This is a genomic window from Adhaeribacter radiodurans (genome assembly GCF_014075995.1).
Classification (GTDB): Bacteria; Bacteroidota; Bacteroidia; order Cytophagales; family Hymenobacteraceae; genus Adhaeribacter; species Adhaeribacter radiodurans.
Window position 1 is genome coordinate 962,096 of sequence record NZ_CP055153.1, and the last position, 21,170, is coordinate 983,265.

At 39.1% G+C, this 21,170-nt stretch carries 11 protein-coding genes; 5 read left to right on the top strand and 6 right to left on the bottom strand.

Annotated elements, in window-relative coordinates; all coding sequences use genetic code 11:
• Window positions 1-125: 125 nt before the first annotated feature.
• From HUW48_RS04445 to HUW48_RS04455, 3 genes are all read left to right on the top strand, one after another.
• Window positions 126-3,548 (top strand): DUF1080 domain-containing protein, encoded by a 3,423-nt coding sequence (locus HUW48_RS04445; protein WP_182414524.1) that lies wholly within the window; start codon window positions 126-128, stop codon window positions 3,546-3,548.
• 208 nt (window positions 3,549-3,756) lie between these two features.
• The gene (locus HUW48_RS04450) at window positions 3,757-5,931 is read left to right on the top strand and encodes a carbohydrate binding family 9 domain-containing protein (protein ID WP_182414525.1); all 2,175 of its coding nucleotides are present in this window, start codon (window positions 3,757-3,759) and stop codon (window positions 5,929-5,931) included.
• A gap of 329 nt (window positions 5,932-6,260) precedes the next feature.
• Window positions 6,261-6,515, top strand: a complete 255-nt coding sequence (locus HUW48_RS04455) for a hypothetical protein (protein WP_182414526.1) — start codon at window positions 6,261-6,263, stop codon at window positions 6,513-6,515.
• Window positions 6,516-6,697: 182 nt separating this feature from the next.
• Here the strand turns inward: HUW48_RS04455 and HUW48_RS04460 are convergent, their stop codons facing one another.
• The 5 genes from HUW48_RS04460 to HUW48_RS04480 form a co-directional block, all read right to left on the bottom strand.
• Complete coding sequence (locus HUW48_RS04460; protein WP_182414527.1) at window positions 6,698-9,697, bottom strand: TonB-dependent receptor domain-containing protein; 3,000 nt, start codon at window positions 9,695-9,697, stop codon at window positions 6,698-6,700.
• Window positions 9,698-10,005: 308 nt separating this feature from the next.
• Window positions 10,006-10,230 carry a GNAT family N-acetyltransferase gene (locus HUW48_RS27545; protein ID WP_182416272.1) on the bottom strand — a complete coding sequence of 75 codons (225 nt, stop codon included), beginning with the start codon at window positions 10,228-10,230 and terminating at the stop codon, window positions 10,006-10,008.
• 228 nt (window positions 10,231-10,458) lie between these two features.
• Complete coding sequence (locus HUW48_RS04470; protein WP_182414528.1) at window positions 10,459-11,379, bottom strand: arginase family protein; 921 nt, start codon at window positions 11,377-11,379, stop codon at window positions 10,459-10,461.
• A gap of 110 nt (window positions 11,380-11,489) precedes the next feature.
• Window positions 11,490-12,434, bottom strand: a complete 945-nt coding sequence (locus HUW48_RS04475) for a homocysteine S-methyltransferase family protein (RefSeq protein WP_182414529.1) — start codon at window positions 12,432-12,434, stop codon at window positions 11,490-11,492.
• Between the two features lie 134 nt (window positions 12,435-12,568).
• Complete coding sequence (locus tag HUW48_RS04480; protein ID WP_182414530.1) at window positions 12,569-13,405, bottom strand: alpha/beta fold hydrolase; 837 nt, start codon at window positions 13,403-13,405, stop codon at window positions 12,569-12,571.
• A gap of 335 nt (window positions 13,406-13,740) precedes the next feature.
• On the opposite strand from HUW48_RS04480, the gene HUW48_RS04485 reads away from it, so the two are divergent.
• Window positions 13,741-13,989: a hypothetical protein gene (locus HUW48_RS04485; protein ID WP_182414531.1), complete on the top strand. Its 249-nt coding sequence runs from the start codon at window positions 13,741-13,743 to the stop codon at window positions 13,987-13,989.
• 1,084 nt (window positions 13,990-15,073) lie between these two features.
• Window positions 15,074-17,356 carry an InlB B-repeat-containing protein gene (locus HUW48_RS04490; protein WP_182414532.1) on the top strand — a complete coding sequence of 761 codons (2,283 nt, stop codon included), beginning with the start codon at window positions 15,074-15,076 and terminating at the stop codon, window positions 17,354-17,356.
• Window positions 17,357-17,899: 543 nt separating this feature from the next.
• On the opposite strand, the gene HUW48_RS04495 is transcribed toward HUW48_RS04490, so the two are convergent.
• On the bottom strand, window positions 17,900-20,917 hold the full coding sequence (locus tag HUW48_RS04495) for a malectin domain-containing carbohydrate-binding protein (protein ID WP_182414533.1): 3,018 nt from the start codon (window positions 20,915-20,917) through the stop codon (window positions 17,900-17,902).
• Window positions 20,918-21,170: the final 253 nt, after the last annotated feature.

Consider the following 21,170-nt stretch of genomic DNA (forward strand, 5'->3'; position numbering starts at 1 on the left):
ACTTTTTTGGTTCTTTTTGTGTCAAGACAAAAAGAACAAGGCTTGAGCAATGAAACAACTGAATCAGAATTTATAGTTATTTGGCTAACTATAAGACTCATACTTGAATCAATATACCGTTATTCATGAAAAAACTTTCCTTAGTATTTCTTTCGTTTCTACTAATATCGGGCAGTTTAAATGCCCAGACCAAAGTTGATAACCGGACTACTTCTACCCGGATTGCCGATATATTAGCCCAATTCCCAGCCCAGGATGCTCAACAATTAGCCACCAACATGAACGAGGTGGGCGCATTGGGAGAAGCCGGTCTGGTGGATATGGCAAAAATGCTGGTTCCTCCCGGAAAAGGGGATAACTCTAAAATACAATACGCTTTAGGTGGCTTTTCGTATTATGTTGCCCAAGGAAATCGCGAAAACCTGCGGTCTATGGCAGCTAATGCCTACGTGAAAGCCCTGGATCAGGTAACCGACCCGATTAATAAAACTTTCCTGATCTTCCAGCTTCAAATGATCGGTAAAGACGAAGCAGTAGCAGCTCTGGTTAAAAATTTAGGCAACGATCAGGTTTGCGGTCCCGCTGCCCGGGCGTTGGTAAAAATCAATACGGCTAGCGCTAAATCAGCTTTATTAACTGCTTTATCCCAAGCTCAGGGAACCTGCCAGTTGTCTTTAGTGGAAGCATTAGGTGATTCACGGGATGCTGCGGCTGTACCAGCTATTAGTAAATTAGCCAGCAGTAGCGATGAAAAAATGAAAAAAGTGGCGCTATTTGCGCTAGCAAACATTGGTGATCCGGCGGCCGAACCCGTACTGGCAGCTGAAGCGGAAAAAGCAAATTATGCTTACCAAAATGCCAATGCTACCGCCGCTTACTTGCGCTGGGCTGAAACTATGCTAACTGCCGGCAACAAGAGCCAGGTAGAAAAAATGGCACAAACTTTACTAGACAAAACTACCCAAGAAAACCAGGTACCTACCCGAATTGCCGCTTTAAACTTTTTGGTAGATATTCAGGGAGAGCAGAGCTTACCATTATTGGTAAAAGCTGCAAAGGATAAAAATCAAGCTTATAGGGTGGCTGCTTTAAGCCGGGCTGCTAAATTTAAAACTGGCACCACGGAGTGGTTAGCTGCCCTGAAAAAAGCTAAACCAGATGCAAAAGCCGATATTATTAATTTATTGGGTACTCAGCAGGATGCGGCTGCTTTACCAGTTTTACTAAAAGCAGTAAAAAACAAAAACCAAAAGGTAAAGGTGGCCGCCATCACTGCTGCCGGTAAAGTAGGTCAGGAAGCAGCCTTACCAGCTATTTTAAAAGCTATGCGCAAAGGAGATTCTACTGTCGTGCAAGCCGCTCAAACTGCAATTCTTACCATGAAAGGCACGAACATAGTACCGCAGGTAAGTCAGGCTTTACCTAAAATGCGCGAAACTGCTCAGGTTGCTTTATTACAAGTGTTAGGATCTCGTAAAGCTTCGGAGCAAATTAACGTGGTGTTAGAACTGGCCAAAAGTAAAAACCCGGAAGTCGAGCTAGCTGCTTTAACTGCTTTAAAGGATATGGCTGCTCAAGATAATCTGACTTCTTTGTATCCTTTGTTATTAGCTGCTGACCGGCCGGAAGAAGTGACAGTTATGCAGGATGCTATTTTTAACGCCTTAGGTAGTGTAAAAGATAAAAACCAGCAAACAGATATTATTCTGGCTCAAATGGCGCAAGGTCCGGCTGATAAAAAATCGCTTTACTACGCGGTTCTAAGCAAAATTGGCAGTAAAAAAGCTTTACAAACAGTAGTGTCTGATTTTAATGGGGGTAACGACGAAATTAAAAAGACTGCGTTTGCGGCTTTAAGCAACTGGAGCGATTTTACCGCTGCGAATGAGTTATTCCGGATTGCGCAATCCAATGCTAATTCTCCTTACTTCGACCAGGCACTTCGCGGCTATGTGCGCCAGGTGAGCACGGCTAAGTTTACCCCGGAGCAAAAACTATTGCTGTTAACCAAAGTAATGGACATTGCCCAAAACAACGAACAGAAAACCGTTATTCTGCGCGAAATTGGTAAAAGCCCTACTTATCTGTCATTGTTGCAAGCGGGTAAGTATTTAGATGATCCTGCTTTAAAACAGATAGCTGCCGATGCCGTTACCAATATTGCTTTAGGTAACAAAAATATCTACGGACAAGACGTACGCGATTTACTCAACAAAGCCATGAGTGCTATGCAAGGCGCGGAGGTAGAATATACCAAAGCCAATATCCGCAAGCTGTTGGACGAAATGCCCAAAGAACCTGGTTTTGTATCTATGTTTAATGGCAAAGATTTAACCGGTTGGAAAGGCTTAGTAGCTGACCCCATCAAACGGGCAAAAATGGATGCTAAAACCCTGGCTGCCGCCCAGCAAAAAGCCGACGAACAAATGCGGAAAGACTGGCAGGTTAAAGACGGAGAAATTGTTTTCGTAGGAAAAGGTTTTGATAACCTGACTACGGTAAAAAAATACGGTGATTTTGAAATGTTAGTAGATTGGAAAATCTACGACGATGGCAAAAAAGAAGGTGATGCCGGTATTTATCTGCGCGGTACGCCGCAAGTGCAAATGTGGGACACCTCCCGCGTAAAAGATGGCGCTCAGGTAGGTTCTGGAGGCTTGTACAACAATAAAGTAAATCCCAGCAAACCTTTAAAAGTAGCCGATAATCCCCTCGGAGAATGGAATAACTTCCGGATTTTAATGCAAGGCGACCGGGTAACTGTATACTTAAATGGAGAACTGGTAACTGATAATGTAATTCTGGAAAATTTCTGGGATGCCAAGTTGCCTTTATTCCCCGAAGAACAGATTGAACTGCAAGCGCATGGTTCGCCGGTTGGTTACCGGAACTTGTACATCCGGGAAATTCCCCGTCCCAAGCCTTATGAATTAACTGCTGCCGAAAAGAAAGAAGGGTATAAAATTTTATTTGATGGTACTAACATGCACGAGTGGCAAGGCAATACCATTGATTATACCATTGATGCAGGCACGATGCTGGTTTCACCTAAGCCGGGCAGCCGCGGTAATTTATACACCAAAGATCAGTACAGCGATTTTGTTTTTCGGTTTGAATTTAAGTTAACGCCGGGCGCCAATAACGGATTAGGTATTCGGGCGCCATTAGAAGGCGATGCGGCTTACACTGGTATTGAATTGCAAATTCTGGATAACGAAGCGGATATTTACAAAGCTTTAGAAACTTACCAATATCATGGTTCGGCTTACGGGGTTTTACCTGCCAAACGGGGTTATTTAAAACCAATAGGAGAGTGGAACTACCAGGAAGTAACAGTAAAAGGCCCGAAAATAAAAGTGGTTTTAAATGGTACTACCATCCTGGACGGCGACTTAACCGAAGCCCGAAAAAATGGTACGATGGATCATAAAGAGCATCCGGGCATTCACCGGAATACAGGTTATATCGGTTTTCTTGGCCACGGCTCTACTTTAGCTTTCCGCAACATCCGGATTAAGGATTTAAGTAAGAAGTTAGCGATTAAGTAAAAAATTTAATTTATAAGTGTCATTCTGGAAGAAATTGTTAAGCTGCTAAGCCAAATGTTTTCTTCTTGAATGACATTTTTTTATAATCTGTTTTCAGACCAAGAAGTTTGGCGGTAGAGTAGTACTTTCGTCTTTACTTAATCTCTTCAGTAGCTCAAACATCTTTATTTTATTCATTTTAATAAACTTGAATTTCCATTAATCTCTTATGAGAATAACTTTACTTGTATTTAGTTTTTATTTGCTATCCTTTTCGTTACTGGCCCAAAAAAAGAATGCAGCTTACCAATTACCCATTAAAGCAGCTTCTTCCGAAATTAAAATTGATGGCGTGCTGGATGAATTAGCTTGGCAGGAAGCTACGGTAGCGAAAGATTTTTACATGATGCTACCCATGGATACCAGCTACGCGCAGGTACCTACGGAAGTACGCATGACTTACGATAAAAATAATATTTATATTATTGCGGTAAACTACGTTACCTTGCCCGGACCGTACATGGTAGAATCGTTGCGGCGGGATTGGAGCTTTGGGAAAAACGACAACTTTATCTTTTTTATTGACCCCTTCGACGACCAGACTAATGGCTTTTCTTTTGGGGCGAATGCAGCCGGTGCCCAGTGGGACGGCATTATGTACGAAGGTAGTAAAGTAGATTTAAGCTGGGATAATAAGTGGGTTTCGGCGGTAAAAAACTACGATGATAAATGGGTATTTGAAGCAGCTATTCCTTTTAAAACCATTCGTTATAAAAAAGGCATTACTAACTGGGGTATTAATTTTAGTCGCCAAGATTTAAAAAGTACGGAAAAATCGGCATGGGCTCCTGTACCCCGGCAATTTCCGAGTGCTGCGTTGGCGTACACCGGCACTTTAGTTTGGGATCAACCCCCACCCGAAGCAGGAACCAATATTTCCTTAATTCCTTATGCGTTAGGTGGCCTTTTTCGCAATTTTGCAGCCGGTCAAAAAAACGAGTACCGGAAAGAAATTGGAATTGATGCAAAAGTAGCCATTACTTCTTCTTTAAATTTAGACTTAACCGTAAACCCGGATTTTTCGCAAGTAGATGTAGATCAACAGGTAACCAATCTGGATCGGTTTGAATTATTTTTCCCGGAAAAACGCCAGTTCTTCCTCGAAAACGGTGATTTATTTACTAATTACGGGTACGCTAATATCCGCCCGTTTTTCTCGCGACGCATAGGTTTAGGAGTGCCCATCCGTTTTGGAGCCCGCCTGAGTGGCCGTTTGAATAAAGATTGGCGACTCGGAGTAATGGATATGCAAACCGGAGCAGTAGATGAGCTTGGGTTACCGGCCCAGAATTTTGCGGTAGCATCTTTGCAAAGACGCGTTTTTGCCCGATCTAACATTGGGGTTATTTTTATAAATAAAGAATCTCTAAACTACAAACCCGGCGAAGAACCAGGTAAACCTGTTTACACGCGTTACAATCGTAACTTCGGTTTTGAGTACAATTTAGCTTCGGCTAATAATATGTGGACGGGGAAGGCCATGGTTTTAAAATCCTTTAGTCCGAATAAAACCGGGCGTGATTGGGTGCATGCGGCTAATCTGCAATATGCTAGCCGGGCTTGGTTAATTAATTGGCAGCACCAGTACGTAGGCCGTAATTATACCGCCGAAGTGGGTTATGTGCCGCGCCAGGGCTTTATTCAGGTAAATCCGAAAGTAGGCTATTCTTTTTTCCCGCGTAGGGGCCCTGTTTTAAACCACGGGCCGAGTATCAGCACCAACCATATTACCAATGAAAATTTTAAAACTACTGATAATACCAGTATACTTTCGTATGCCTTTACTTTCCGGAGCCGGAGCACTTTTACGGCCTGGACTGCCTATGATTACGTGAAATTACTGCAGCCTTTTGACCCCACCAATTTTCGCCGCGACACCTTGGCCCGGGGTACGGAACATAACTGGAAATCATGGGGAACCGAGTTTATTTCTAAACCGCAAAGCATTTTTACTTATTCGTTTAGCACGCGCTACGGAGGTTATTATGCCGATGGTACCCGTTTAAACCTGGCTGGTAGTCTAGGATACCGTTTTCAGCCTTTCGTAAGCATTGCGGTAGCGGCTAACTACAACGATATAAAATTACCGGAACCTTGGGGAAGAAATAAATTTTGGCTGATTGGTCCACGGCTGGATGTAACCATGACAAATACTCTATACTTAACCACTTTTGTGCAGTACAATGAACAGATTGATAATGTGAATTTAAATGCCCGTTTACAATGGCGCTACAAGCCCGCTTCCGATTTATTTATTGTGTACACCGATAACTACTTGCCAACTAATTTTGCCGTAAAAAGCCGGGCTTTGGTTTTTAAATTTACTTATTGGTGGAATTTGTAAGCTAAATAGAAGCTTGCCTTTAATTTAAGTAAAAAGACAAAAGTATTAAGATAGTAGATATTAGACTTTTGCAAGCATAAGTTATTGATCATCAATATTGTAAAAACAACAGCCTGGCCAATAATTTTAGTAAATTAATTTTGTCCAGTTACTTAAAACTTCGTTTTAATAAGGTAATGATGGAGATTTAATCTCTGGTTTTTAAATAACGTTAGCAGGTAATTTTTAAAAACAAATCTGTTTTAAAAATAAATAACAGAGAGTAGGAGATAGCCGTACAGAGTAACTTATAACCGAAGCGGTACTAATAACTGAACTCAACTATTACTATGGAAAAACCAAACGTTATCCTTTTTACTTATCAAGAACTAGATAGAAAACAATCGTACCTGATTAATTTAAATGCTATATCGCGCTGTTTATTTGAGCAAAACGGCGACGTAAAATCCTTGCATATTCATTATTCCAACGGAGCCGAAGCCGATAAATTCTCCGGTGAAATAGCCGTTTCTATTGCGGGTTTAATTACCGATGCTTTAAGCCAAGGTCATCCGGGTTATAGTTTAAGCCGTGAATTATGGTAGTAAAGGCTGAGAGAAAAATTTACTTTTTGGCATAGTTTGATAGAATATAATTCTGGGATTTTTCTTCTCAACTTTCTAAAATTGCCGAGTAAATTTTGAAATAAATCTCTCCAAAGTATAAGTAAAACAAAAAAGCAGTTCTTTTAAGAACTGCTTTTTTGTTTTACTTATATATCTTCATCCTAATTTTGCTTTGTGGGCTGGCTATTAACTCCTGGAGAAGTAGGTGTTACTGGCCGGTTAGCTGGTACTGGTTGCAAAGAATCAGCTGGATTATTTTGCGGCTGAGTAGCTGGCACCTGGTTTAAAGAATCTGTGGATAAAGCAGGCTTAAGAGAATCAGCAGGCTGATTGGGTTGTATTAACGGTGCTTTGTTAGTAGAATCAAACGGCACACTGCTTGGTAGTGATTGTCCGGGAACCGTTACCGGAGCTTGGCCGGGCATTCCTTGATTGGGAATAGCTTGTGCAGGTCTGTTAAACGGAGCCTGGCCATTTCCTGCGCCTGGTCTTTGTGGCACCTGACCACCACCTGGCCGACCACCAGCACCGGGTGCCTGGCCGCCTGGGCGTTGTCCTTGCCCACCACCAGCGGCACCTTGGCCTCCGCCGTTTCCAGCCGCACCAGCTCCGCCGCCATTGTCCTGACCACCATCGCCGCCTCCTTCTTTCAGGTCATCGTTGTTCACCGATTTTCTCCGCCGACGAGACTGGTCATCCATGCTCATTTTACCAATCCGATAACTAAAATTAACTTTTACACTGGTATTGTACATTCTATTAGTGCTTTTTTGGTAAAAGTTTGCTGATTGCGACTCGTTGCGCATAAGTATAGAAGAGGTAATAAAGTTTTCGGCTCCAATCCCAATACTGCCTCGTTTTTCTTTAAAATCACGGCGCAAACTCAGGGAATAAATGCCGAAACCGCTTTGAAAGCCTTGCAACTGTATTTGGCGGCCCCGGTAAAAACCAAATAACTGCAAGCCCCAATCTTTGGCGAAATTATAAGATCCCATGGCCCGGACACTAGCTACCCAACCTGTGTTTCTTGCTTTAAGTCTGGGGTCGGAAAGGTTATTGTCGAGTACCGCGTAATACACATCAGTACCGCCGTTAATAGAAAGTTTATTAGATAGGTTAACGTTCCCGAATACCCCAACCCCATAAGCATCTTCCTGACCAATGTTGGCAAAAGTAGTACGAATAGTATCAGAACCCGGACGGATAGGCTCCCTCACACTTTGAATGGAGTTATTGGTGTTGCGGAAGTAAGTAGAAAAGGTCAAGAATGTTCTTTTAATGTAGGTGTTGTAGCCTAATTCAAAGTTATTCGTGAACTCGGGTCTTAAATCGGGGTTACCAACGGTAATATTTATGGGGTTAGCGCTTTGCACGTTTGGATTTAAAAATTGCAAAGAAGGTCTTTGAATCCGGCGGTTATAGGCCAATTTTACCGTATTGCCGCTTTTTAATTTCTTAGATAAGTTTACGCTTGGCACTAGGCTACCGTAAGAAGGAATATCCCGCTCGCCGTTGGAACCGTTTTTAAACCGGGCATCAATGGTGGTATACTCGTAGCGGGCACCAGCTTTTAAGCTGTAATTTTTAGGCGTAGTTAAGGTATAAGAGGTATAAGCCCCCGAAATATTCTGGTTATAATCAAATACGTTAGCTGATTGCTGATTTAAAAGCGGCACATAAGGTTGATTCTCGCCATCCGACTCATACGATTTATAATCGCTGGTTACCTGGCGGCTAATAATTTTACCCCCAAATTCTACTAACTGCATTTTGCCAATGGGATTCTGATAATCTACCTGAATAGTTGATTCCTGGTTGTAGCTGGTGTTATCGTTTTTCAGCCGGTGCAGAATTGCATTATTATCTTCGTTTAAGGAGTCGCGGATAAAGTCGTTTGTTCGGTTATTGCGGCTAAACAGAGTTAATATATTTAATTCTTGCTGAGGTTTGGCAAAAGTATGCGTATAGTTTAAACTAACATCCACATTGCCCGATAAGTCTTTAGTTTCGCTATCTTCCAGAATGCTCCGGATAAAGGTATCATCCCGAAAAGTTTGAGTCCGCAGAAAGTTCTGATTCTGACGGCCATTTCGTACCCCAAACATTACCGAAGCCGTAAGAAAGTTGTTTTTATCTATATCATAATCCCACCCTACGGTGTAACGACCGAACATATTGCGGTTACGGGTATCGGCGTTTTGGATTCTTAAGTTCCGGATTTCTGTACCAATGTCGTCGGTAAAAATACTGGTTTGCTGATTTTCAAAGGCACCTTTTACGTTATACTGAGCCCGGCCAAAACCACCCAGCGAAAATCCCATTTTACCTTTGCGGTACGAACCTCTTAAGCCCAAATTAGAGCCACGTAAACCGACGCTGCCATCCAGATTCAAGGAAAAGCCAGTTAAGTTGTTCTTTTTAGTAACGATATTGATAATACCTGCCGAACCTTCAGCATCGTACCGGGCCGATGGCGAAGTAATTACTTCTACCGATTTTATCATATCAGCCGGAATTTGCTTTAAGGCATCAGCCACGCTGCTGGCTGCAATAGTAGATGGTTTATTGTTGATTAAAACTTTTATGTTTTGGCTACCCCGCATCGATACGTTTCCTTCTAAATCCACCGACAACATGGGCACTTTCCGGAGCACATCAGTAGCATCGCCACCACGGTTGGTTTGGTCGTTTTCGGCGTTGTAAACGGTACGGTCTACTTTCTCCTCAATCATGGCCCGCTGGGCTTCAATGGTTACTTCTTTCAGGGTTTGGGTGCTGGTGTTAATTTTGATCTCCCCCAAATTAACTGCTTCGTCCCTGCCGTTTGTTCGAACATCGTTAATAGTGCGGGTCTCGTAACCAATAAAAGTAATCACCAATTGATAGGTACCGCTACCAATATTGCTTATAGTAAATTTGCCTTTCTCATCGGCTAAGGCTCCGTCTAAAGGTTTACCAGAGGCGGGATTATTTAAGGTAATAGTAGCAAAGGCAACCGGCTGTTGGTTAGCCGCATCCAGAACAGTACCCGTAATTCGGCTATTGCCTTTGGGAGCCAGCGAACCAGTAAGGGCACCACTGTTGCCATTTGCCTGTCCAACCACTAGTTGATCACAAAGGGCTAAGGTGATAAAAAGCAACAGTAATAAATGTTTTTTCATAGTAATGGTCAGAAAATAAAAGAATTAACTTAAAAGTAGTTGGTAAATCTGAAGTAAATCTGTGCCCTTTTCAGGCTTTCAGGTTAATAACAAATTTTAGAAACTTATTCTTTTAAGTAAATCGTTTTATTTTTTGCAAGGTTACTTCTTAAAAAACGGAATGGCCTTTAAACGGAGAAAAGAGTAGCAGAAAACCGCACGAATTAATCTTAAAGATTGAAAAACTATTTTAAATCTTGATAAAGGCAATGACTCGGCAGGCTTCTTCAAAGCCAATACTGGTGTGAAAATCGTAGCTTACTTAATTTTTACGGGTAAGTATCAGAACCTATTTGGGTGCCATTTTTTTCTTTTACCCACGCTTCTCCTACTTGCAGCAACTTTCGGAAAATACCTTGCAGGTGGAAATTGGGTTTTACGTAAATGCCTTCTATATAGCCTGTCGGGCTCGATTTGGAACCTTCAACGTAATTCGTTCTTATGGCTAAATACAGGAAAGCAAAAAACTCCTTTGTTTTACGAAATAGAAATATTTTAAATTTATCGGTAGTTTAAATTTTTGAAAAGGTAACTTTCAGGTCTTCTTAATCCTGATCGAGCTATAATTCTATAGCTAGTTTTAGTAAATCTTCTAAGTATTCTTGTTGGTCAACAATTATTTGTTCCCCGGCTTCTGTGGGCATACTAGTATTTATTAAAAATTGGCTCCCTTTTAAATTTTTCAAATAAAATTTTCGGTCACTGTTTTTTACTTTTTACTATTAAGGTCTGTTAATTAGAGTTGATGGGCGGGCTTGGTGAAAAGATTTAACAAAATTAGAAACAAATACGGCGGTGTAGTAGCCGGTTGGGTCCAGGTCTGGATCCAGGATAGTAATTTCTAAACCAACAGCTTTGGAACTTGCAAGTAAAACAGATAATATGCTGTCTAGTTCTTCGTAGGTTAATCCTCCGGGAGTGCGGCTATCTACTGCGGGCATTACTTCATCATCTAATACATCTACGTCCAGATGCAACCAAAAACCATCTAATTCTTGTGCTTCTACCAATTCCAGAAAGGAGTTAACATAATTAGAAATTCTATTTTCGCGTAAAGCATGCAAGGGTATATATTGAGCTTGTGAATCTTTAATCTGCTGTTCATATTCTTCGTCGTACTCCCTATTTCCGACGCACCAAACGTATTCTTCTTTAAAGTAAGGACCTAATCCATTTATATCCGTAAGCTTTTTAGGGCCGTAACCAGCTACCATGGCTGCTGCCATGCCGCCCACTCCACCTGTCCCTGATAAATGGGGTTCCATAAAATCGGTATGCCCATCTAGATAAAATAAAGCGTAGTTACCCGTCTGTTTTAATGCTAAAGCGCTACCTAACAAAATGCTGCAATCGCCCCCAAGTACCAGTAAAAATATTTTCTCTTTCAATACCTTTTGTATTAGTTCGGATTGTTCCTGAGCATACCCAACAAGTGAATCTGCATTTAAAACCGCTGTTTCCAAATCACGATTTGGTTGATATGCAGGGGCCTTTAAGGTAATAATTTGGTCAGGGTTTATTTTTTCGTGAAAGCCGTGCTGCCTTAACCATTCCGGTAATCTTTTAACTCCCGGTTCTTTGCCCGGAGCAGGTGCTTTTAAACCAAGATTGGAAGGAAATTCAACCAGAATAATATTGTTCAACTTTTGATTATTTTATAGTTATTGGTTTATTAATTGCGTTAACTATTGCTTAAAAGTTAATGCTTTTGGTGCAAGCTGCCGGAGAAAATTGCAACAAAAGTTTTATAAAATTACGGATGAAACAATTGGGTGCATATTTTTTCAAGATGCGTATGATCGGTGCCGCAGCAACCACCAATTACATTCAATTGTGGCAACAACTGTTTTAACTGCTCATAGCTGTGAGCGAGTTCTTGTTTATCTCCTACATCTAAATGTTCGGATTCGTCTAGTTCAGCGTGGCTTTTGGTAGAGGCGTTGGCCCGAATACCTTTTATGCGGCTTACCCAATTTTCCCTTGATTGTAGTTCATGAATGAAATGATGCGGATGAGCACAGTTAATCATGAAATACGCCGAATAATTGTCTGTAGCTTTATCTGCTTCTTGTATAGCCTCTTTCAAAAGCTGGCCGCTGGGCAGACTTCCGTCGGTTTCTACGGTAAAAGATATAACCACCGGCATCTGGTATTTTTTGGCAGCCTGTATTATTCCAATCGCTTCATCGGTATAGTTAAGGGTAAAGGCAGATACCAGATCGGCATTGGTTTTACTAAATGTTTCTATTTGCCTTGAATGGTAATCTGCTGCTTCTGAGCTTGTCATTATGCTGCTTGGTACGTACCCATCCCCTCTAGGTCCAATGTTACCGCTAATTACAATCGGTAAATGGAATTTTTCAAATTCATCTCTGAGAGCTTCCATTTCTGCAATGGCGATGCTGTTTATTTGATCTAGAGAGGCAGTTGTGTAGCCTAATTTGGTACCCCAATCTTTGTTTGCCCGCCAGGTAGGAGCTTCCAGGATAAAGCCTGTTTTATATTCCTGAGCAAGGGTTAGGTATTTTCGGAAATAATTTCTTAATACTTGCTTGCCCGTTTCCTGCTTAAGTAAATTGAAGGCAGCAAAGAATGGTAATTCTATTCCTTGGAGGAAAACAAGCGTTGTTTCTAAACCTCCATCTGTCAGGAAAATATCATTTCCTAGTTGGGGTAATTTTGTTCTGTACTTTATCATAATAGGTTATTTAAATAAGTACAAATACTGAGTAAGGCTATACGCTTTACATTTATGGTAAATCTCTAAATTCTGATTTCAAAAAGAAAGAAGGTGCCCTTCTTTTGCAAAAGGTGACCTTACTGTTATTGCTATTATTTATTTTGTTGCAGAAAGCTTAAAACCTCTTGCGCGAATTCAGGGGTTTGCCAGGCGGTATTGTGCACTCCCGGAACTCTTTTAACCGTAGCCGTGGGTAGTAGTTTACCTAATTCTTCGGCTGAGCCATTATCATTATCTTCCTCGCCCGAAATAACTAATACGGGTATTTGCACTTTGGCTAATGCGGCAGGAGAGGTGCTGGGTTGAGCTTGCTGCTGAAACGTAAGACTTTGACGGTCGAGGCCACGTTCCTGAACGGAATGCAAAAAACCGTCAAAATCTTTGTTTTTTTCTTTGCCGCTTAACGCGTTCACAAAAGCAATCCGGCGCGGCCAATTAGGATTAGTAAAAGCTTCGCCCATTCCGCCTATTACCGCCGCCGTTATTCTTTTATCTAACACCAGTAATCTGGCCGTAATAATGGCGCCGCGCGAATAACCTACTGCCTGATAATTTTTAAACCCCAGAGCAGTGGCTAAACCCATTATATCGCGCGCTTCGGCATCCTTCTCGTAACCCGCTACAGTTTTAGGTTTATCTGACTTGCCGTTGCCTCGTAAGTCAAGTACTACTACCTTAAAGCCTTTATTTATTAAATCCTGGTAAACAATTTTTTTCTTCCAATTATCCAGAGTGGTGGTAAAGCCGTGAAGCAATATTACGGGTTGTCCGGCTCCTTGAACCTCATAGTAAATTTTAATACCGTCAGAAGAAGTAAAGTATTTGCCGTTATTTTGGTCGCCAGCAGAGTTGTTTGTTTGCGACCAGGCACTCTGGGCAAAAAGTAAATAACAAAGCAAACACAAGTAATTTTTTAGGAAGCGAGGCATAGCATATTTTGCTTGGATAAAGCCTTAAAATATCAAATTTTTTACTTTTAACAAAGAGAAAGCATGCCTTATAGTATTCATTTAAGATTTGTCTTCCGAGGGAATAATAAACTTAGGTTAAAGCATTTAATTTACTAAATGCTTTTAGATACCCGTAAAACCTGACAAATTAATCTGGTAGAATAAGTTAAAATACTAAACACCTAAACTATTTTGTAGTACTTGCTTTAAATTGTTTATATACATCTAATTAAGGAAATGCCTGTAAATATTTAAAGCAAGTTTTAAAACTTTCGGCCGTTTTAACGTTTATAATAAATAGAACCTATTATGTTATGAATAACGATTACAACCGTACCCAACTTCTTAAAACAGCTTTAGAACACTCTACTATTACCATCGATGAGCTTTCTGAGCGTTTACATCTTACGCCTATTTTGCTGTATCATAACCTGGAAAGTGAAGAACAAGGAGAAAATACCGTTAGAGCTGTAGCAGCCACTTTAGGTATTCCAGTGTCTTATTTTGAAGGAGGCTTTTATTATAACGAGCGCGGGCAACTTGTACCTAACGATCAAAAGTAATTTCTGGTAGTTAGCGTTATAAACGCCTTAATCTTACATTTAAGCACTTAAATGGTTTATTATCTTACACTTTTGTTAGATAATAATAAGATTCATTCTTAACGCAGAATAAATTTAAATTCTAAAGTTGTTAAGGCTTACTAATCAATGCTGTAGTTTTTTAAGTTGTTTAATAAATCTAATTGTTTGATTTTAAATTGCCAAAAATCAAACTAAAATTGTTGTACTTCAAATAACCTATAATCCTTACCTTCTTTTTATTTTAAATTCCTTTTATTTTTAATTGGATATTTTTAGTAAAATACTTCATTAATAATTCAATTTAGAATCCTTACAACTACAAAAATATAATTTTTAGACTATTTACTAAATGTTATAAAAATTTGTAACCTTCTTGATTTGGTACTTTACAAAGTAGTGCTTAATTTAGTAATGCTAATAAACTAAATTTGTATTCAGCTATTTGCTAAGTTTTCTTGCAAATAAGGTTAGTTGCATGTTTGACTAAGTATTTTCTAATGATTCATAATGCAGGGCTTTTTATATTATAAATTAGATATATACTTCTAATTATTTAAAATTTTAGAAAAAGATTACAAAAACCTGTTAACTTATTTTAATCTAAGAAGACAAATATTTTAGATCAGGTTATATGTACCGCTAAGTAGTTAACATTTCATAATCGCATTATAAGCTTTGCTAATACCATTGATTTATTATTTAAATAATTGATTTATAATGAATAAGAAAGCATATTTTGTATTTTATTTATAATCTAACTTTGAGGCGGGTGGTACATAAATATAAAAGTATGCGGTATTTAAACATATTTAAATAATGACTCTTAAAATTTAAATACATTAATAGTAATATTTTTATAATGAATAAAATTTAAATAATTCAGGAAAATCAAAAATACTTATTAAGAAGCTGGATTATCTACTTCTTTATATTAAACCGTGTCTGCAATAGCTTTTCACTACTTTATTTTAAAATCAAAGTGAGTACTCTTATTAATTCGTCTGCCAAAATCAGAAAAGGCTATACTTACAAGCTTATTATATTCTTAATCTCCTTAGCATTTATGCAAATAAATGTTGCAGAAGCTCAAATATCTATAAAATGGGATAAGGCATTTGGAGGTAGTAATGATGATGTATTGCAATATCAACAGCAAACCAGCGATGGTGGATATATCTTAGGAGGTACTTCTAATTCTCCGGTTACAGGAAATAAATCCGCAGATTCGAAAGGGCAAGAAGATTATTGGATAGTAAAAGTAGATGCTAACGGTAGTAAGCAATGGGATAAAACCTATGGCGGTAGTAAAAAAGATTATTTTCAATACTTGCAACCAACCAGCGATGGCGGATACATTTTAGGTGGCTATTCTAATTCGCCGGTAAGCGGAGACAAATCAGTGGTAGCTTCTGCTGAGTTTGATTATTGGATAGTAAAAGTAGATGCTTTAGGTAATAAGCAATGGGATAAATCGTTTGGCGGTATTTACGATGATTTTTTAGTTTCAGTTCAGCAAACCAGCGATAAAGGTTACATATTAGGAGGCACTTCCGGTTCACCTGCCACAGGAAGATTTGGTATGAATAAATTAATCGGTTCTAAGGGTGAAAAGGACTATTGGGTAGTGAAACTGGATGCAAATGGTAAAAAAGAATGGGACAAAACCATTGGCGGAAAAAGTTTTGACTTCTTACGAACAGTTAAGCAAACCAATGATAATGGTTATATTTTAGGTGGGTACTCTTATTCGCCTAGTAGCGTTAATAAATCAGGAGCTAATAAAGGATTCGCGGATTATTGGATTGTGAAACTAAATTCTCGCGGTTTAATAATGTGGAATAAGACCATTGGCGGTAGCGGTGAAGATGTACTGCAATGCCTAGAATTAACTAAAGATGGCGGCTTTATTTTAGGAGGCACCTCTAGTTCGCCGGTAAGTGGCAACAAGACACAGGCCAGTAAAGGCGAAACAGATTATTGGCTGGTTAAAGTAAACGAACAAGGACGCGTAGTTTGGGATAAAACGATTGGAGGAAATAATAAAGACAACTTGCGCTCAATTAAGCAAACCAGCGATGGCGGCTTTATTCTGGGAGGATTTTCCACCTCGGGAGTGAGTGGTAATAAAACCGAGTCTTCTAATAAAGATGTTGATTTTTGGGTAGTAAAAGTAAATAGTTCAGGAGCTGTTACTTGGGATAAAACGATTGGCGGTAGTAAAGAAGACGGTCTGCAATCAGTACAACAAATTAGCAACGGAGAGTACATATTGGGAGGTTACTCACAGTCTTCGGTTACCAAAGATCGAACTGCTGCATCTAAAGGAAGTTACGATTTTTGGTTAATAAGTATTGCAGTAAAAGAGGCCTCTGATAATGTCTCGGGTACTTACTCTTTAACTTCTACTGCTACCGGCGAAGGGACTATAGTTACAAGTTCTAAAACAAACGTATATATAAGTGGCGCGGTAGTTTCGTTAACTGCTAAACCTATGGCTGGTTACCGTTTTGTAGGTTGGAGCGGCGATGCCAACGGTACTCAAAACCCGCTAACTATAACTATGGACCGTAATAAAAGGATTGCGGCTACTTTTGCACCTATTGAAAGTGGTATTTACGAAGCCGAGCAGGCAGGGGTGCATGGGGGAGTAAGAAAAAGTGAACACGAAGGATTTAGTGGCAAAGGGTACGTTGATTTTTTGAATGACAATGATGATTTTGTGCAGTGGATTATACCAGGTCTGGAAGCGGCTAATTATGAGCTTTCTTTTCGTTATGCTAATGGTGGAGGCAAGGACATTCCGTTAAAGGTTTTTTTAAACGGAAAAATAATAGAGCAAGCCAAAATTTTTAATACTACTAAAAGTTGGTCAAGTTGGTCTTACACAACAGTTAAAACTACTTTAAAAGCAGGAATAAATATTATTCGGGTTAAATCAGTTGGTAAAGGAGGACCAAACATGGACCTTTTACGCTTAACCACTTCAACCAACGGTCCGGTAAATATAGCTACAGCAAATAGTTTAGCCCTGGAGCAGAAAAAGCAAATTATAGAACAAAAAAATAAAAGTATAGCCTCAAATGCTTTATCTACTGAATGGAAAGCTTCTCCTAATCCATTTAACGCAAGCATTACCTTTAACTTACAATTTTCTCAAGATGAAGAATATGAGTTAAATATTTATGATCTGAATGGGAATGGTATAAAAGCCTTTGCGCCAGGTGCAGTTAAAGCCGATAACATTGTTCGTTTAGTTTGGGAGGCAACATCGGTTAAAAGCGGCATATACGTAGCTAAGCTTAAAACCCAAAGTGGAGTACAGACACTCAGAATTTTTAAAAACTAAATTAGAGTCTTCAATAATTACAATAAAAGCAGAAACAAGAAAGCTACCAATATTGACTTTCTTGTTTCTGCTTTTATTGTAATAACCTGTTAATATAATGTGAGCCAAACCTTTAAACACTAGTTGCTGATTCTCTATTTAGCTAGAAAGTTAGTAACTAATATTTAAAAGTATAAACAAATAACCATTAAAAGCCGAATGGATGTTTGAGCTATCTTTATTTGAAATTTATATTAGGTTGTTTAGTACACCATATTTCTTAAACAAGTAGGATCTACCAATAAAATAGGAGATTGTTTATTCAAGAATTGATAAATAAAAGTCTTAAAAGTTAAGCATTCATTCGGATAGGTATAACTAGATTAAGCCTTTTTATTAAAGACTTAAGAGCATTTGCTAATTATGTAAGTTTAAATATTAATAAAAGCTTATAATATTTCTGAATAGAAAAAGCTGTAACTCCTTATCTATTCGTAAGTTGACTTAAATAAAAAAAGGAACTATAAGTAATATAGCTCCTTTTTTATTTAAGTCAGGGTTCTTTTATTGTATTAATAATTTGGCCTGAGCTTTTGTATTTGCGCTTTCTGCATTAAGTATATACAAACCAGCTGGTAAGTTTACCGAACTTGATAAGTCTACCTGGGCTGCACCAACTGCATTTGTAGTTACCTGACGAGTATGGAACAGACGACCCATAGCATCTTGCACTGTTAAGTTAACTTCTTGCTTAGCCGCGAAACCGGTTAAAACTACATCTACCTGACTACCCGTTGTACTCGGGTTCGGATAAATAGTTAAGGCCGCCGCATTAGTGTTATCAGTAATAATTTGGTCAGAAACAGCAGTAACAGTGGCTGCATTCGCTTTGTAAATCTCCATAGCTGCAATAGCTACCCGGTTTGCAGTTGGCGTATACTTAATAGATAAAGCACCGTCTTTTACTACAACTTCAAAATCCTTTACCAACGCTGACCGGTAACCCACTTCCCGGTAAATATCGAAGCCACTTTGCCGCAGTTCATTCTCAATGGTAGTGCTAAACACCCTGGAACCAACTGGTCCGTTAAAGAAGTTTTCTACAAAGTGCATCCGGATCCAATAAGTTCCGTTAGTTAATGGTACTTGATAACTGGTTATAGCTAAATTATTAGCAGCAGAAAGGTAAGATTGATACAAAACATCCTGATCAGTTGCCGCAATCGGACCTGCTACTACCTGCTTATCTAATTTGATTGAGCCTTGGCGATAGGCTTTATCTGCTTCCCAAGTGGTACCATTAATTGTCATACCCGCATCAGCCGCCCCCTTAATACGTTTTACAATTGCTAAATTAAAGCTGGCATCGTTAGCTACGCCATAGACTGGAATACGTAACGGAGTACCTGTGCCGTTGTAGTGTACTAATAATGCAGCATTTTTAAGTCCTCTGCTAGTAGGTTTAAAAGTAACATTTATGGTAGTCGAACCTTTAGCTGCTACGATTGCCGTAGCTGGCGGATCAGCACTAAATTCACTTAAGTTTGGCCCCACAACCTCTACAGCATTAATGGTTACATTACTTGCAGACTGGTTAGTTAACTTAACCGACATAGATTTGTTTGTTCCAGCTAATAAAGAACCTATAGATAGGGAAGAAGGAGTTGGAACAAATGCTGGAACATCAGCCGTGCCATTTGCTAAACGAACATTACTTAAAATGTAAACATTATCCTGGTAGTCGTAATTAGTAGAAGGGGTACCAAGATAATCTGTACCAAAAATATAAGTATTAGGAATAACGTTGCCGTTATTATCAAGAGCCTTCCAAAAACGCATCCCTAGTCTTTGTTCAAAATTTTTGGTTCTGTCAGAATAAGAATTCGCTACAATAAAACCAAAATTACCGGTGGTATTAATGGTAGCAGTTGCTAATGCATTTGATTTTGCTTTGCGGGGTAATAAAGATTGTGCATCTATAGGTTCTTGAAAGAATAAAGTTTTAATAGTACTCGGGGTTGTTTTATCGTACCATTGAATCTTTTCTCCTTGGGCACAGCAGCCATGGTAAGAGCCCAATAGTGAAAGGGATACTGGTATACTAGGATCAACCTGGGCGAAGTAATCAGCGGCTACTTCGCTAGAGTTAGGAACAAGAGTTCGACCATCTATATCCCCATCATTGTGTCCATAGCCCGTTTTCGTTGTAAAGCCAAAAGCATCAATAATTTGTTGAGCCGAAGGTTCATTTACGCCTTCCCCTTTGTATTGATATAAGCCCCGAAGCGTTACTTCTTTTTCAGGCGCAAGATTATCATTAGAAGATATAGTCAGCCTATCGGTTAAAACAACTACTTTATTCCCTAGGTCTTTAGCAGTAAACTGAATTCCTAATTCAGCGGAAGCGCCACTTGCTAAAGTAAGCGGTAATTTTGCTGGATCATACGCAACACCATTAAGGGTGTCTAACTTCCAGGCACTTGGGTTAGAAAGGGCAAAACCAGTAATTACTAAATTCTCAGTACCCTTGTTGCTTATTTTTAATTTTACCCGGTTATGGTTTGCATTATAGGGAGTAACTTCTGGACTTGTTCTCCGCCAAGGAATTTGAATAGTAGAAAAAGTTAACTGATCATAGGCTGGAAGCTTATCGGGATTTTCTAATAACAAGTAAGCATTACTGCTTAATGGGTTAGGCGTTGTTAAAGATTTAACCCCGAAATTATCGAAAGTATAAGTAACAGGAGAAGTTGCGTTACGGTGAGAAGTAAATATTCCGGCGTAGGCAGTGCTACTGGTAAGCCCCATACTGGCAATACTTAAAGATTTAGTTGTATAAGTAGCGCCAACATTCAGGTAAGTATTACCATCTGTGGAGTAGAAACCTTCTACGGTGTTAGATGCGGAACTAATGACTAACCGCAAGCGTACCGTTTGGGTATTAAGGTTACTAATTACGTTGGTAATCCGTTGATCAGTAGAGTTACTAACATCGTTAAACTCTCTGCGCATTTCAATTTGATTGGCTGTTGCAACTAACTTAACAAAAGTTTTATCACTAAGTCCAAACCATAAACCGCCTTGTTCAAAATTAGATCCTTTAAAAGGATTAACTATGGTTACATCTATTTGAAGTTTATTTTTGCTATCTACCCTTACTCCTAAAGAGTTAATCTGATTATTAGTGGTGGTGGAAGCTATTCCTTTAGAACTGACAATCTTTAACGTACCAGAGCTAACAGTTAGCTTAGATTTATCATATCCGGGAATACTGGCATTACTAGGGGTGCCATCAGCAGGATTGCGAGCGCCCGAGTAAGTGTCTACCATAGTAAATCCGGTACCTGAACCATTCTTGTCGGTAATAGAATTGGCTACACTGCTATTAAAAGTTAAAGAGAAAGGTAAAGTTGCACTTAACTGATTACAAGGTAAAGTACTTATGGGACTACAAGGAGCATCTGCTAAAACTAATTTTTTGGCAAACACAGTATTGTTAATAGTTAAGAGAGAGATGATCAGGCCAAGAACCTGCCATTTCCTTCGGTGAGCTATTGGGGTAATAGTATAATTCTTTTTCATAAGGACTAAAATTTGTAATTGGTATTCAAAATTGGTTTTTAAAAGTAAACAGTTGAATTATTTCGGAGTTTTATTAATGTTTATCAAAGATGGAATGTTTATGAGAAGAGCAATACGCAAGTTTATAGTTTAAAATAACGGTGAATTATTGTTTAAAGTTACAAATAAACTTATAGAAAACCTGCTATGTATGGTTTATAATATAAGCTATTGTTCAAGTTTATATAATTAAAATCTAACTACTTACAAGCTT

Coding starts and splice junctions, on each gene's coding strand:
- HUW48_RS04475 (WP_182414529.1), bottom strand. CDS start 12,434: ATGATAAAGTACAGAACAAAATTACCCCAACTAGGAAATGATATTTTC.
- HUW48_RS04480 (WP_182414530.1), bottom strand. CDS start 13,405: ATGCCTCGCTTCCTAAAAAATTACTTGTGTTTGCTTTGTTATTTACTT.
- HUW48_RS04455 (WP_182414526.1), top strand. CDS start 6,261: ATGGAAAAACCAAACGTTATCCTTTTTACTTATCAAGAACTAGATAGA.
- HUW48_RS04485 (WP_182414531.1), top strand. CDS start 13,741: ATGAATAACGATTACAACCGTACCCAACTTCTTAAAACAGCTTTAGAA.
- HUW48_RS04495 (WP_182414533.1), bottom strand. CDS start 20,917: ATGAAAAAGAATTATACTATTACCCCAATAGCTCACCGAAGGAAATGG.
- HUW48_RS04445 (WP_182414524.1), top strand. CDS start 126: ATGAAAAAACTTTCCTTAGTATTTCTTTCGTTTCTACTAATATCGGGC.
- HUW48_RS04450 (WP_182414525.1), top strand. CDS start 3,757: ATGAGAATAACTTTACTTGTATTTAGTTTTTATTTGCTATCCTTTTCG.
- HUW48_RS04460 (WP_182414527.1), bottom strand. CDS start 9,697: ATGAAAAAACATTTATTACTGTTGCTTTTTATCACCTTAGCCCTTTGT.
- HUW48_RS04490 (WP_182414532.1), top strand. CDS start 15,074: ATGCAAATAAATGTTGCAGAAGCTCAAATATCTATAAAATGGGATAAG.